The organism is Fodinisporobacter ferrooxydans (assembly GCF_022818495.1).
Classification (GTDB): domain Bacteria; phylum Bacillota; class Bacilli; order Tumebacillales; family MYW30-H2; genus Fodinisporobacter; species Fodinisporobacter ferrooxydans.
Genome location: NZ_CP089291.1, coordinates 2,940,941 through 2,955,272, shown reverse-complemented (window position 1 = coordinate 2,955,272; position 14,332 = coordinate 2,940,941). Strand labels below are relative to the sequence as shown.

11 protein-coding genes are annotated in these 14,332 nt (G+C 40.0%); 1 reads left to right on the top strand and 10 read right to left on the bottom strand.

Translation table 11 applies throughout. From position 1 onward, the window contains the following. Positions 1-14: 14 nt before the first annotated feature. From LSG31_RS14045 to LSG31_RS14000, 10 genes are all read right to left on the bottom strand, one after another. Positions 15-881, bottom strand: coding sequence for a DUF3473 domain-containing protein (locus LSG31_RS14045; RefSeq protein WP_347435718.1), 867 nt, complete (start codon positions 879-881; stop codon positions 15-17). Positions 882-914: 33 nt separating this feature from the next. After that, positions 915-2,909 carry a hypothetical protein gene (locus LSG31_RS14040; protein ID WP_347435717.1) on the bottom strand — a complete coding sequence of 665 codons (1,995 nt, stop codon included), beginning with the start codon at positions 2,907-2,909 and terminating at the stop codon, positions 915-917. Positions 2,910-2,931: 22 nt separating this feature from the next. Further along, positions 2,932-4,545 (bottom strand): hypothetical protein, encoded by a 1,614-nt coding sequence (locus tag LSG31_RS14035; RefSeq protein ID WP_347435716.1) that lies wholly within the window; start codon positions 4,543-4,545, stop codon positions 2,932-2,934. Continuing rightward, positions 4,532-5,725, bottom strand: coding sequence for a hypothetical protein (locus tag LSG31_RS14030; protein WP_347435715.1), 1,194 nt, complete (start codon positions 5,723-5,725; stop codon positions 4,532-4,534). Before LSG31_RS14030 ends, LSG31_RS14035 begins: the two co-directional genes overlap by 14 nt. Next, complete coding sequence (locus tag LSG31_RS14025; protein WP_347435714.1) at positions 5,715-6,128, bottom strand: hypothetical protein; 414 nt, start codon at positions 6,126-6,128, stop codon at positions 5,715-5,717. The genes LSG31_RS14030 and LSG31_RS14025 overlap by 11 nt, the downstream gene beginning before the upstream one ends. A gap of 145 nt (positions 6,129-6,273) precedes the next feature. Further along, entirely contained in the window at positions 6,274-8,031 is a 1,758-nt protein-coding gene (gene pelF / locus LSG31_RS14020; protein WP_347435713.1) for a GT4 family glycosyltransferase PelF, read from the bottom strand. 27 nt (positions 8,032-8,058) lie between these two features. After that, the gene (locus LSG31_RS14015; protein WP_347435712.1) at positions 8,059-8,478 is read right to left on the bottom strand and encodes a helix-turn-helix domain-containing protein; all 420 of its coding nucleotides are present in this window, start codon (positions 8,476-8,478) and stop codon (positions 8,059-8,061) included. A gap of 311 nt (positions 8,479-8,789) precedes the next feature. Then, positions 8,790-9,719, bottom strand: a complete 930-nt coding sequence (locus LSG31_RS14010; RefSeq protein WP_347435711.1) for an SDR family oxidoreductase — start codon at positions 9,717-9,719, stop codon at positions 8,790-8,792. A 234-nt stretch (positions 9,720-9,953) separates the two neighbouring features. After that, positions 9,954-11,516, bottom strand: a complete 1,563-nt coding sequence (locus tag LSG31_RS14005; RefSeq protein ID WP_347435710.1) for a sigma-54 interaction domain-containing protein — start codon at positions 11,514-11,516, stop codon at positions 9,954-9,956. 114 nt (positions 11,517-11,630) lie between these two features. Continuing rightward, the gene (locus tag LSG31_RS14000) at positions 11,631-12,878 is read right to left on the bottom strand and encodes a transporter substrate-binding domain-containing protein (protein WP_347435709.1); all 1,248 of its coding nucleotides are present in this window, start codon (positions 12,876-12,878) and stop codon (positions 11,631-11,633) included. Between the two features lie 332 nt (positions 12,879-13,210). On the opposite strand from LSG31_RS14000, the gene LSG31_RS13995 reads away from it, so the two are divergent. After that, on the top strand, positions 13,211-14,260 hold the full coding sequence (locus LSG31_RS13995; protein ID WP_347439519.1) for an aliphatic amidase: 1,050 nt from the start codon (positions 13,211-13,213) through the stop codon (positions 14,258-14,260). Positions 14,261-14,332 lie beyond the last annotated feature (72 nt).

Here is a 14,332-nt window from a genome sequence, read left to right as displayed (position 1 = left end):
TGAATCACAACTTCCTATCGATTGCCATTCGAATACAGCGGCACCTTCGGGAATGAATGATGATTTCTTATAACCTCGCCTAAAGGGGAAAATGTAAATACTTGCAATAACCGCTCCAATTTGTTTTTCATCGTTTCCAAATTGTAATAATGCACAAACCGGATGATTGGTGATGCTTCCAAACGGGGTTGATCCATGTCAATCTCCCAGGGATGTACATAGATCATTCCCGACCTTTCTTCATTGACACGTTTTAACGCCCATTCAACAAATTTCCCAGGCAATGCCCGCAAATAAAACCCTCCGGAAAAAGGAATATTCATACAACCAATGTTCAAAACGGTCGGCGGAAATTCAACGAGATGCAATGCTTCTCCATCCAATACGGGGTGAAACGGGTGTATGGGAATCCCTTTAATTCCCGATAATGGAGTTCGAAACGGCTGCATGCTGGAGTCATACAGGTAACCTAATTCCTCAAGCACCTGTAACACTTGATAGCGCTGTGGAGACATCGACCAAGACGGCGCACGAAACATATGAACAGGCTTTCCGCTGATTTGTTCCAGGATTTTTTTTGATTGAAACAAATCTTCACGGATTTGTTCGAATGACATCTCGTGCAACATTTGATGCCAGCCCCCATGTGAACCTATTTCATGGCCATCCGCCGCAATTTTTTCTACAAGATCCGGATGTCGCTCCGCTATGCATCCAAGCGTAAAAAATGTCCCTTTCACCCGATAGAACGAAAATAATTCCAACAAAACTCTCGTATTTTCAACAACACGGTCTTCGTATCGGTGCCAGTTTGCAATCGGAAAATGAAAGTCACTTGTTTGATACCAGTCCTCGACATCAACTGTCAATGCATTTATCAATCGGTTTCACCTCCTTTATCTTTTGAAAATTTGTCAATGGCCCCATATTTTCCGTTGTCGCTCCTGTTTCGTCTCTGGGACATGAATCGAATAGATGCGTAAATTCGGATCATCGTAAAACGTTTGCAAATCTTTATTATGCGTTTCATATGTGTGAATCCATTTTTTCAATTGTGCCATTTCCTGCTCCCGCTTCTTGTATTCTTTTTCCAGAACGGGATATATGGAATTGTGCTTGCTCACTTGAAATACATTCTTCTCTTCGTAGATATAGATATTGTTTGGAATGTTGCGATCCCGCTTCATTTGGCCAAAGCGAGTAAGTCCTGGTTGTGAAGGGTCGTAGTCTTTCAAAAGCGTTTCAATAAATTGCTGATAGCCCTTGCCCAATGCCAAATCATATCCTTCATTGTGAGAGAATATCACCCATGTTTTATTGGGATGCAGCGAAGCAATTCGCAAATATTGCTCAACCCCGCTTTCCCATTCCATTTTGTATGGAATGATCGGTTGAAACCGGGATGATTGAATCAGAAGACAGATCAAACCGACACTGACCAACAACTGTATCCATTTTTGATATGGCAATTTTTCTGTTAGATACCAGAAACTTTTCCAGCCGACGCCAATCACAAAAAGTATCGTCAAAACCCATAAACTCCGTGAACGTGCTTCCAGTACCTCGCTATGAGTGATCGACGGACCAAATTCATACAACAAAAATATGAGGATGCCAAACAAAATAGCAAATCGATCATAGAGTTGTTCCGTTTTTGTTTTTTTACATACAACCGAACATGCGAGAATGAGAAACAGTGCGCTTAATCCGATCATGTCCCAAATATGCAAGTGGGGAGGCGAAACATTCACTTCACCCAACAAAAACTTTTCCGAAGACTGATGTAATTCTTTGTGCATCAAAAGGCCAATGATTAAAGGCAAAAGCGAGATTACAAGGCTGATTCCGCCGGCACCGGCAAGGTGCAAACATGTTTTCCAACCGTTATTTGCCTGAGTCAAAACAATAAGCAGCATGATAAGACCAATTCCAAGACTCACAAATGCATACCCGATGGAATGAACAAGGCCAATGATTGTCCAGCCCGCAAAAACATTGATCAAATCGGATCTTCTGTTCTCAACTGCATAGCGTAAAGAAAAATATAATGTCGGGAAAATGAATACAAATGCAAATTCTTGCGAGTTCGTGGAAGCCTGGCGCATCCAGTCATCCCCAAATAGACCTGCGCCCGCCAACCCATAAACAGCAATCGCAATGATACCTGCAATCGAATTCTTGAATAGTCTTGAAAAAACAAAATAAAAGCCAAGCATTGTCAAAATCCCATTGAGTGGACCGGCATATTTTAAAACATACAAAGCATCGATTGCCGCAAATTTATGCAAATAGGACAAGACAATATCATAACCTTGCGGATAGATGCCATCATGAAACAAAATTCTTGCGTCAATATACTTCATCCATGCCAATGTCACATATCCGTCAGCCATCCCCGGTGCTGCATACATCCATGAATCGTAAAAACGCAAATATGCAGAGCATGCGAATACAAATAGAATTACGATTGGCAGAACAAGTTTCGTGTGCATATTTGCTCTCGTTATTTTGAACGTTTCATTCATAACATTCATTTTTCTCCACTTTTTCCAATTATCCCGCAAGAAAAAACCAGCATCTAGGAAATTATAGAAATTCACGGCAATGTTTTGAAAGATACGCTCTCGCTCTGCTGTGGATGACGGTCGCAAATATCTGCTCGAAGCAATCAATGCCAGCGTCACAAAAATCGATAACACTTCGAATAATTTGGTAAGAACCAAAACATACCCGATAATGATATACAATAATATGATGCGTAAAAAGTTTGAAAAAAATTGTTCCAATCGATCACTGCTTGTTTGCGTAAAAATAAATCGCGGAACAATGACCATCAATACTAAAAGCGCAAAAGCAAAATGGCTCGAATGGTACAGTTGATTTTGCAATGAAGAATAGGATGAAAGCAATTCGCTGCTACCCCCCCTTTTGCTACGAAGCAGCGTATAAATAATAGTCGAGTTTTACGATAATATTTCTTACTTGTTTTGTGGAAAGAACCGAAAACAGTATAGAACCTGCCAACAATCCAAACACAGCCCAACTATAATGAACCCAGCGACTCAGTACAAATCCAATGCCCATATTGGCAAGAATCGCTAAAATAAGTACACGATTAATGAAATGCGGTTGCGACAAAGCAAAGAGAATCACTGCATTCATGAGTCCAATTGCCAAAATTACATATCCAATACAAGACACAAAAAGTGTAAAATATGTTACATGGCCAGTTATTAGATATTTTCCCGCTACCTCGTAATATCTTTGATTGAGGTATAGCAGGAAGAATATTGTTACTATTGCGCTTACTACTGATATAGTGATAATCACAAATAGAATTCGATAATATTTTGTTAAAAATGTTTGATTCATTTTATCTGTTTCAAAAGCCCAAAAACGCTTTTGAAACACTTCGATGTCCAACATAAATTTGTTAAGCAAAACCTCGCTGAAACCAAGAGGAATAATCAGGACCAATAAAGCATAGTCGAGCCCTAATTCATAATCTCCGCGAAACCAGATAAAATACGGCATATATTCTTGATTTGTCGACCATGCAACCACTCGATCAATATACAAAAACAGGAAATAAAGAAAACCATAAGCGAAATACGGTAGAACTGCATATACGGTATACGAGACTCTTGGGAGCTTTGGGGCAATTCCTCGCTCCCCCTTCTTTTCCTCGTGTTTAAAATAATAGAGCGATAATGCCATTCCAATACCGGATACGAGGAAAATAGCGAAAAGTTGGGATCGAATGATATCCAATCCAACCCAAGTTTTCAAAATATACACGAGTCCAATCCCTGCAATGATCAATCCTGTAAATGTCAATTCCCTGCGCAATATATACATGACCGTAACAGATAACCAAATCGAGTTTAAAAAGAAAAAATAGAGTGCAATATAAACAAACATGTTTTGCGGGTATATATTAAACACAAAATTAAACAAATAGATAAAACAACACATGGCGATACAAAAAATATACCCCCAACGAATGAAAAAGAATGTAATTTGCCTGCCCATGTTATAGTAGCCTTGGTATAAATAGAAAAAACCGCGCCTGGCTATCGCTTGCGTAAAACCGCCCACCGTAATGAAACTTAAAATCGTACCGATGGCGATACTTGTTGCCAATTCCAATGTGAAATATTCGTAGGACCAAAGCGAAAATTTTAATGTAATCATAGCGAGCACGGAAATCGACATAGGTAAAGCAAAGATCATCCCTCTTAAAAAACTTTTCAACAATTCCAGAAACATATGCCATGCTTGTCCTTTTTCTTGCGGCGAATACGGGGATACGGCAACTCTTTGCTGAATCAATTCCCAAACTTCCGCCGCCAATGCAAAAACATCTTCTACCCCAAATGTTTTATATGCCAGATCATCCGTCCAGCCCATCGATTCCAAAAGCGCTGCAATTTGATAGCGATCTTCCAGATATTTCGAACTATGCGTAATTTCATCAGCCAACTCTTGCAGCTTGTTTTTTTGATCATGATAATAGGAAAAAGAAACAATATTAGTCTTTGTCATTGGAATCCCTCATACCCGGCAGCAACATATGGACAATTAAATCCGCAAGTTTCCCAGCTCGATCTGCCTGACTCACTACTTCTTTGGTAATGGATTGATTTTTACCGATAATTAACTGCCCATTCGTATCATAGAGGTCGATTCCCGACAACTTCCCAACAATATAACGATTTCTTACGGCTTCGATTTCTTCCGATAAAGCATGGCTCTCTTTTGTCGATTCTTTGGCATCCGATTGAATCTCTTTCTTGTCAAATGTATCGTCGATTGGCAATGGATCCATTTGCGGTTGCTCCCAACCGCCTGAATCGGTTGTTATACTCGGTTGTTCCGCTATTTGCAATTTTTCTGCAACATTGCTTATGTTCGTTTCAACGTTTGCAGAAACTGAAGTCTTGCTGGAGGTATCCTGGATATATGCTTGAATATCTCCCCAAAATTGCGAGTGCTTTACTTCCGGCAGTTCGTCATGACTGTCGGTTGTTTCTTCATCCATCGGTTCCTCAGATAAGACCATTTCATCATGATCCGGGTCGATACAGACGACTGAATTTTGTTTTTCCAATTGTTGAGCATTTTGTAAATCTTTTAAGGACTGAAGTTTGAATCGAATGACATTTGTGGAATGGAAAACAGGATCATCTTCTTCAAGTACGATATCTTCGCCTAATAATTTTTCATTTAATTCCAATTGATCATAGGAAATTGTTGCAGCAATTTCTTTTAATTGTACCTTTAAAACATCAGAAACTTCACGATTCATAATGTTCCCAATCGAATGAAAAAATTCTTGCAAAAATGATTGCAGGAAGCCATTATAGTAGTTGGTCTGTTGTTCCATTTTTTTCATATTATTTTCATGTTCAATTTTTTTGATTTGTATGGCATTCTCGATTTCTGATTTTTCCAACTCTCCTTGGCTGCGAATGGCCAAAATCGTTTCATTGCATCGTTGGTGTAATAATTCTGCAAGTTCTTGCAGCATGGTACGTTGGTGCATTTGCGCCTGAAGATCCCCGATCTGTTTTCGCAATTCCTGATTTTTGTTTTTTGCTGCTTGGATTTTTTGTTGCAAATCTTCAAGTTCAAACGCTTGCAGTTGTTTAAATCTGCGGATATGGTGATTGACTTGTCTGGTACTATAACCAAACAAACGTCGCTTCATTTGTTTACTTTTCACGTTCCGCCTCCCTTTTGAAGGAGTCAAGAAATGTTTCCATTCCATTTAGTTTATGCTCTAACTGTGTCATTAAGGACTCTCTGTAAGACATGTCCGATTTCTCGATTTCCGCATATTCTTTTTCTATTTGCTTGCATTCAGAAATTTTTTTAAAAATTTCCCGTGTTTGTTTTACATATTCTTCCCATAGTTGTTCAGAAATCGCTGTATGAAAAGAAGAATCCGGATTTGTATAGCTCGTCAGGCGCGCCAATTCCGCTTCTAGACACACATTATCATTTGCCAATGAATCTAGTTCTTCTAGTAACATTTGTTTTTCATGTTCATATTGTAACTGGATGGATTGTATAGTCTCTTTTACACTTTCTTGGTCGAATCCCCATAGTTGACGTTTAAATCCCATCCTTCAACCCCCCGCAATATTTTGAATCTCTATATTTTGAATCTCTATATTTTGAATCTCTATATTTTGAATCTCTATATTTTGAATCTCTATATTTTGAATCTCTATATTTTGAATCTCTATAATTATAGGAATGGATGTTTTATCAGGCAATGTTGATCGAGTCGATATTATCAATAAAAGCTTGAAGCTTCTCCAGTTCCTGAAACGAACGATTATAATCCCCTAACCGATTATAAACTTTCGCCAACTCGGATAGAAGTATAGGAACGCTGGAAGATTTCGGATTGACTTGTATCGCATTTTGAAATTCGCCAATCGCTTCTTTATAGAAGCCATTTGCAGAAAGGGCATAGCCTTTTTCCATATAAAGCTTCTGAAGACCCGCTTGCATTTCATTTTGATTCGATTTGCGAAACGAAACGACTTTCTCTTCCGCTTTCACAGCTAGCTGAATATAGCTTTTCAAATGCAATTCAAGTACTTTATCTAATGTAAATAAGTTAAGTGCCCGCTCTCTCGCTTCGTTCCCCATAAGAGAACGCAATTCAGCGTTTTGCAGCAATTTCGTCATTCCTGCTGCCAAACCTTCCGGATCCCTGGGGCGCACTAAAATTCCCGTATCCCCTAATGCTTCCCGAATCCCGCCTACATCTGTCGCTACAACCGGCCTTGCCGACATCATGGCTTCTACTACAGAATAAGGAAAAGCTTCCGATATACTTGACAGGACAACTATATCGCCTCGCTGATACGCACCTGCGACCGTATCTGTATGTCCGGCAAAAATCAGTTGTTCGTTTAGTTGCAGTTTATCTCTTAAATCCAGGCATTGGGTATAATATGCGGGTACGGAAACACTTCCAAAAATGATAAACTTGACATCCGGCATTTGTTGTCTTACATGTGCTGCAGCGCGAATAAATGTCAGAATATCTTTAATCGGGTCAATCCGTGCAACCATAACAACGGTTCGATCGGAATTGGGTTTCCTCTGAACATCGGAAAATAATTGATGGTCGATGCCGTTATAAATCACCTTTACACGTTTCATCGGCACGCCAAAACGCTTTTCCCAACGGGAATTGTATGCACAGACCGGAGAAACCTGATCCGCAAATGCATAATTCAAATTCACGACAGATTGAACAAAGCGAAGCAAAAACGTATTCATATACGAAGAATATCCGCTTTTTGTCAATGAGATATACTGTTCACGCAAATACACACCATGTTCTGTCAGCAAATACGGAGTCTGGTTTTGCATCTTGGCAATGACACAGGGAATCCCGCAAAAAGCGGCCGCTGATGCATGTGTGACATGGGTTTTGGGAATCGGCGTATTAATAATATTCAAAAAGCGATATACCCAACTCAGTGTTTGAATCAACCCGTAAACATCCGGTTGCGTTAAGCGATATTTTTGACTGGCAACGGCATCTAAAATGATTTCTTTGAACGTATTCCATGTCAATTCCGATTTAAATGCTTCTTTATATTCATATTCCTGAAAAAACAAATGCAAAGAACTCAAGATCTGTCCAAAATATTGCGGGTGGTTTTCTTCCGAGATAATTTCCAGTATCAATTCTTTAAATAACGGCAAAAACATCTGTCGAATGACTGGGTCTGTCGTACGCTTTTTCGCCAGATATATTTCAGAAAAGGGAACCGGGATATGTTCACTCGGCTCTTCTGTTCCCCACAATGGCATTTTTAAAAGTTCAGATTGTTTCGGCAATTTGAATTTTTGGGTTACAAAGGGATTGGCCAAGACTGTATAAATGGTATAATCGACTGCATCGAGCTCTTTTACCAACAAATCGCACCATGTACTAACTCCACCCTGATAGAACGGATAGGTTCCTTCTGTAGTTAGCAGCACTTTTATTCTATCGTTCATCGACTCACCTTTTTCACAAAACGATCCCTATACATCCCGTTCTTCTTTTCCTTCTAAAAGATATAGTGTGGAAATTTCGAGTGCATATGCGAGATTGACGAGTTCATAGTCGGTTATGCTATGCTTCCCCCGTTCCAATCGATAAATCGTCTGCCGGGAAATCGAAGATCGATTGGAAAGTTCCTGCAATGAAAGTCCTCTTGTTTTTCGCAGTATCAGAACACGCTGTCCAATCTCTCGATTTATGGGATGCAGATTGTATTCTTGTTCTCTGCTGATATCAAACAAAATAAGGGAAATGCCTGAGATCATAATAATGGAAGCTGTTGCTGCAACTGGAAGCGACTGTTCATTCATATGGTAGTAAATGATAGTATATATTCCGTAAATAAGAAAGAAAAACGATACAACTACAACAAATCCTGTAATGAACCGTAATTTGTTCATACCCTGTGCTCCTTATCACTTGAAGAGGATGTTCAAAAAGTAGTCAAAACTCCACGGCGGATTGCTTGACCACTTTTTGAACACGCACTTGAAGAGAAGGTGAATTGGGTGTATAGTTTTGCAATATGTGTATGATTCTATAAAAAATATTTATTTTTAAGAGAAAATTTTTCGCTTGTAAAGGTCTTTTCTCGAATATTTTAGCACTGAACGCATGTAAAGAAAAGAAGAAAACCCTTGCAGTTTGAGCGATTCCTGCTTTCTTTTCAAACTGGCATGCACATGTTGAGCCGGAACGTTTTCAACTGCACTTACATGTGTACTAGCGTTGATTTTTTAAACGCAATTGTTTCCTCTAAACCTTCTTCCAGTGAATACTTAGGTGTCCAATCAAGCAATTCCCGCGCCTTTGTATTATCCAAATAACTATGAAGGATATCTCCCTGTCTTGTCGGCTTGTACATGGGCTTGATATCTTTTCCCAACATACCGTTCAATTGTGATAATACTTCATTTACTGTCGTCTGTTGATTGCAGCCAATGTTGACGATTTCATTGTTGGCTTTTGTTAAAGCGAAATGATTTGCTTTTGCAACATCCTTTACATAGATGAAATCTCTCGTTTGTTCCCCATCGCCAAAAATGACCGGTGAAACATTCTGCAATAATCGGTCAATAAAGATGGAAATGACTCCACCCTCTCCTCTTGAATTTTGACGAATCCCATAGACATTTGCATAACGAAGGATCGTATATTGCAATCCATAAAGTTTGGAAAATGTCTGTATGTAATGTTCGGGAGTTAATTTCGAAATCCCGTAAAAGGACATAGGCCCAGTGGGATGCTTTTCATCAATTCCCAAATAAATAGGATCCCCATAGACAGCTGCAGAGGAAGCGTATATTAATTTTTTTACATGATAATCAATACAACAATGCAACAAATGAATCGTACCTAAAATGTTCACATTCGCGTCTGAAATAGGAGATTGTAAAGAATACTGAACATCGACTTGTGCAGCCTGATGAATGACATAATCCGGCTCCTCAATCTCAAAAATTTGCCGCAATCGCTTTATATCCGTTATATTTGCCCGATAAAACGCAGCAAATTTGTTGATATTGTTTTTATCGCCGGCAACTAGATTGTCAATAATGACAACTTCATAGTTTTCTTCAACCAGCTTATCTACTATATTGGATCCGATAAAACCTGCGCCACCTGTAACCAATACTTTCATTTCATGACTGCCCCTTTTACATGAACGGATCACTTGGAACTTGAGTCTGTAAATATAATTATTATAAAAATTTAAATTAAAAAATTCAAATAATTTTAAAAAATATACAAACACCGATATTACGATCAATTTCGAGCAATTATCTCTCCCATGTACGGAAGCGACTGGACGATAACCGATAAAAAACAATGGGTTTTTATTTTTGTTTCGCGAATAAGCAAGGCTGCATAGAACCTACATAAAGTTATAATCTTTTAATTTTCGATACAAGGTCGTTCGGGACATGCCCAGCTCTTTGGCACAACGGCTAATGTTTCCATTGTTTTGGTGAAGAATTCTTGCAATTTCATGTTTTTCTGTTTCGACTTTCATCAGACGAATCGACTTGATATCCTGTGTGCCTAAATCATTTGGGGTTGCAGATATTCTATCGATCTCTTGTGGTTTAGAAATACTGTCGCTTGATCTTGCACTCTCAACATGATGGTCTATCTCATCTCTGAATGCTACATACTCGGGTATGTGTTTTAACGATATGATTTCCGCATAACCTGACAAATAAAAGGATCGCTCCACTACATTACGAAGCTCTCGAACATTTCCAGGCCATGAATATCTCATGAAAGCCTCGATTGCATGGCCATCTATTGATTTTTCGGGCAAGCCGGTTGTATGACTCAATTCTTGAAGAAAATAAGCGACCAACTCTGGTATGTCTTCCCTTCGATTTCTCAATGGCGTGAGTTCAATTGTGAATACATTTAATCGATAATATAAATCGCTGCGAAACGAACCGTTGTAAGCGATTTCTTGAGTAAGCCGTTTGTTCGTCGCAGAGATAATGCGGACGTCAATCGGTATCATGGCACTCCCGCCAATGCGGACGACTTCCTTTTCCTGCAGGACTCGCAGCAAAGCCGCTTGTTGTTCAATCGGCATATCGCCTATTTCATCCAAAAACAATGTTCCTCCATTTGCCAACTCGAATTTTCCCGGACTACCGCCACGTCGGGCACCTGTAAATGCACCTTCCACATAACCGAAAAGTTCCGAATTTAACAGCTCCCTTGGCATAGCCGCACAGTTAATGGCGATAAAGGGCTTATCTCTTCTGGAGCTTCCACGATGAATCGCACGGGCAAAAAGCTCTTTACCCGTTCCGCTCTCCCCTAATATTAACACATTGGCATCCATTTGCGATGCAAGCTCTGCAAGTTTAATATTTTTCAGAAAAATCGAACTTGTTCCCACGATATTTTTAATAGAAGCTTTTTGTTTGCGAGTTTTGTCTTCTGTCGTACGGATACGATTCAAAAGTAAATGATAGATATGATTTTCTACTCGTCCCTTAATTTCAAAACTGTTTTGTACGGTACTTGTACGAAATAAGATTTCCGAACCGCTTAGATTTTTCAAGTTATCGATAACTCGATTTAGCAAGGCGGGATCTTCTAAAAGAAGGGATTCGGCTCGCTTGTTGCAAGTGATAACACAACCATCTTGTATCGCCAAATACCCTTCCGAAAATAAATGAATAGCCCCTTCTAACAACCCTTCTGTTTCCAATCTATTTTTTGTATTTTCCCAAATTTCCACGGCACATTTTGTAAGTTGCCGAAAAGAGGCGATCAGGCTCGTATTATCTGCCGACGCAATCCAATCTTGTATCAAAATACCTAACACACCAAGAAATTCTCCTTTTTTGCTCTGAATCGGAATTCCTATGGTCATCCATTTTTTTAGTTCTTCTCTTTCATGATCATCCCCTTTGACAATCGCCTCGCATTGCCCGACCAATGCCAAGGAAAATCCCGATCGCCCCGATATCCTATGGGAAATCCGAACTCCACTCTGAAGAAAGGGTGGGAAATCGAGATTTCGAATTTCATCAGCCTCATGACTAAATACGGCCTATGTGATACCTTCCGGATTGAAAATAGCAAATCGGTATGAAAAAAATTGCGATATGTCTTGAATGATTTTGATAAGCAGCCCGTATTGCTCTTGTGTGCTACGCAATAATTCAATCGATGCCACATCATGCGTATGTTCTTCTTGTCTGTCTTTGCTTTCAATACTATAGAATGGTAATGGAGGTATAGGCCCGTCCGATTCCCAGACAATATCAAATTCCCCTTTTGCATTTGCGCGACCAATTCTGGATTGCAACCATATGTGTTGATTGTCTTCATCTACGCGAATCCCCCCTTGCGGCGCATCGAATGTCATGCCCTGTAGAGCCATTCGAATCCTGTCCGTTTCGATGGAATTCGTTTTTCGTATCGCTTCTGCCAATAACCACACACTAAAATACGCACTTTCCATGACAAAGCTTACAGCTGCTGTCCCGTAATTTTCAGAATATAATTTTCGAAATTGTTGATTTTTTTCCGTTACAACACTTGAAAAGTAAGGAAAAGAAGTATAATGACCTTCCGCATATTTTGCTCCCATTGCTTGAATTTCCGTTTCGCCGGTAATGGAACTGGCAATCGGAATATTCAGATTTGCATCTCGAAATTGTTGGTAAAATATAAGCGCACTCTCACCGACAAGCGTTGAAAACACTGCGTGCGGCGCAAGATTTTCGATCGTTTTGATTACTTGATGAAATTTTTGTGCTCCTAGCGCTGCATAGTGTTCGCCAGAGATTGTACCACCATGCACTTTCACAAGACGCCGGATATGTTTATGTGTTTCTTTTGGATATACATAATCAGAACCAATCAAGTATACCGAGGGCCCAACATTTTGCAAAATCCAGGGTATAAAATATTCCAACTGTTGATTTGGTACTGGACCGCAATAAAAAACATTCGGACTTAGTTCCTCTCCCTCATACAATGCAGGATAAAATAAAAGTTTATTATACTTTTCCAGAATGGGAATCGTTACTTTTCGGCAAGCAGATGTATACAGACCGATAATCGTTGATACTTGCTCCTGACGAATGAGCTTTTCCGCCTTTTCTGCAGACAGCCTTGGATCTGATGCGATATCTTCCGTAACCGGGACAAGTCTTGTTCCATGAATGCCGCCACGATCGTTTACTTGCCGGATCGCAAGCAGTGCCGCTTGATATGCCCCGCGTTCCGTCACGCTTGTTGTACCTGTAAGTGAAAAGAGCAGACCTATCCTGATTTCGTTGTTCAACTGCATGACCTCCCCCCTATCCTTGTATAAATAATGATACACGATTCTGATAATTGTTTACACATGTTTCAACACCGTTTCTAACATGTTTCAATCGTACAATTATAGATCGACTTCGATTTGAAAACAGTACTACAACAACTGCATGTCATTTTTGAACACAACTGTTACACATATGGTAAGAAAAAAGTACAACTCTTTTTCACCACGAATCGCTTTTTTGGATTTTACTACATATAGTTGAATTTTTTATCCTTTTCACATGCTTGGCACAAAACATGCAATATAAATCGGTGTGTTTCAAATTTACCAATTCTATTAAAAAGAGGTGTTTGATGATGAGGCATGGAGATATTTCAAGCAGTACAGATACGGTGGGAGTTGCTGTCGTCAACTACAAAATGCCGCGGCTGCATACCCGGGAACAGGTCCTAGACAATGCCAGAAAAATTGCAGACATGATTGTAGGAATGAAGCAAGGATTGCCCGGTATGGATCTGGTAGTTTTCCCGGAATACAGCACCATGGGAATCATGTACGATGCAAATGAAATGTTTGACACCGCTTGTACCATACCGGGCCCGGAGACGGAAATTTTCAGCCAGGCATGTCGTCAAGCAAATACTTGGGGAGTTTTTTCCTTAACAGGGGAGCAGCATGAAGACCATCCTAAAAAATCTCCTTATAATACCTTGGTGCTCATCAACAATAAAGGAGAAATCGTGCAAAAATATCGCAAGATTCTTCCATGGGCCCCTATCGAAGGTTGGTATCCGGGAGACAAGACGTACGTATCAGAAGGCCCAAAAGGAATGAAAGTCAGCCTAATCATTTGTGACGATGGCAATTATCCAGAGATTTGGCGGGACTGTGCAATGAAAGGGGCAGAACTTATCATCCGCCCGCAAGGATACATGTACCCTGCAAAAGATCAACAAGTGTTAATGGCCAAATCGATGGCATGGGCAAATAATGTGTACGTGGCTGTAGCAAACGCTGCAGGATTTGACGGTGTATATTCCTATTTCGGTCATTCGGCAATCGTCGGTTTTGACGGACGCACATTGGGTGAGTGTGGCGAAGAAGAATATGGAATTCAATTTGCGGAATTATCCATATCCGCCATCCGAGATGCGCGCCAAAACTGGCAGTCGCAAAACCAGTTGTTCAAATTGTTGCATCGCGGTTATACAGGCATTTTCAACTCCGGAGACGGAGACAAGGGAATCGCAGACTGTCCGTTTGATTTTTACCGCACTTGGGTTTTGGATGCGGAGAAAGCGCGGGAAAACGTTGAAAAGATTACAAGGCCTGCACTGACCACTGCGTGTTGCCCTGTCGGCACACTTCCATACAATGGGGTTGAACGGGAAGCAAACAAGGAATAAAAAGAACACGTGGAGTCAGATTTCTCTAGGCATTGAGTCTGACTCCAGACTATAAGCAGGCTTTCTAAAACA

What these genes read in the sequence shown, in the direction of transcription:
- LSG31_RS14035 (WP_347435716.1), bottom strand. Translation starts at nt 4,545, where the DNA reads ATGACAAAGACTAATATTGTTTCTTTTTCCTATTATCATGATCAAAAA.
- LSG31_RS14000 (WP_347435709.1), bottom strand. Translation starts at nt 12,878, where the DNA reads ATGCAGTTGAACAACGAAATCAGGATAGGTCTGCTCTTTTCACTTACA.
- LSG31_RS13995 (WP_347439519.1), top strand. Translation starts at nt 13,211, where the DNA reads ATGAGGCATGGAGATATTTCAAGCAGTACAGATACGGTGGGAGTTGCT.
- LSG31_RS14010 (WP_347435711.1), bottom strand. Translation starts at nt 9,719, where the DNA reads ATGAAAGTATTGGTTACAGGTGGCGCAGGTTTTATCGGATCCAATATA.
- pelF (WP_347435713.1), bottom strand. Translation starts at nt 8,031, where the DNA reads ATGAACGATAGAATAAAAGTGCTGCTAACTACAGAAGGAACCTATCCG.
- LSG31_RS14025 (WP_347435714.1), bottom strand. Translation starts at nt 6,128, where the DNA reads ATGGGATTTAAACGTCAACTATGGGGATTCGACCAAGAAAGTGTAAAA.
- LSG31_RS14015 (WP_347435712.1), bottom strand. Translation starts at nt 8,478, where the DNA reads ATGAACAAATTACGGTTCATTACAGGATTTGTTGTAGTTGTATCGTTT.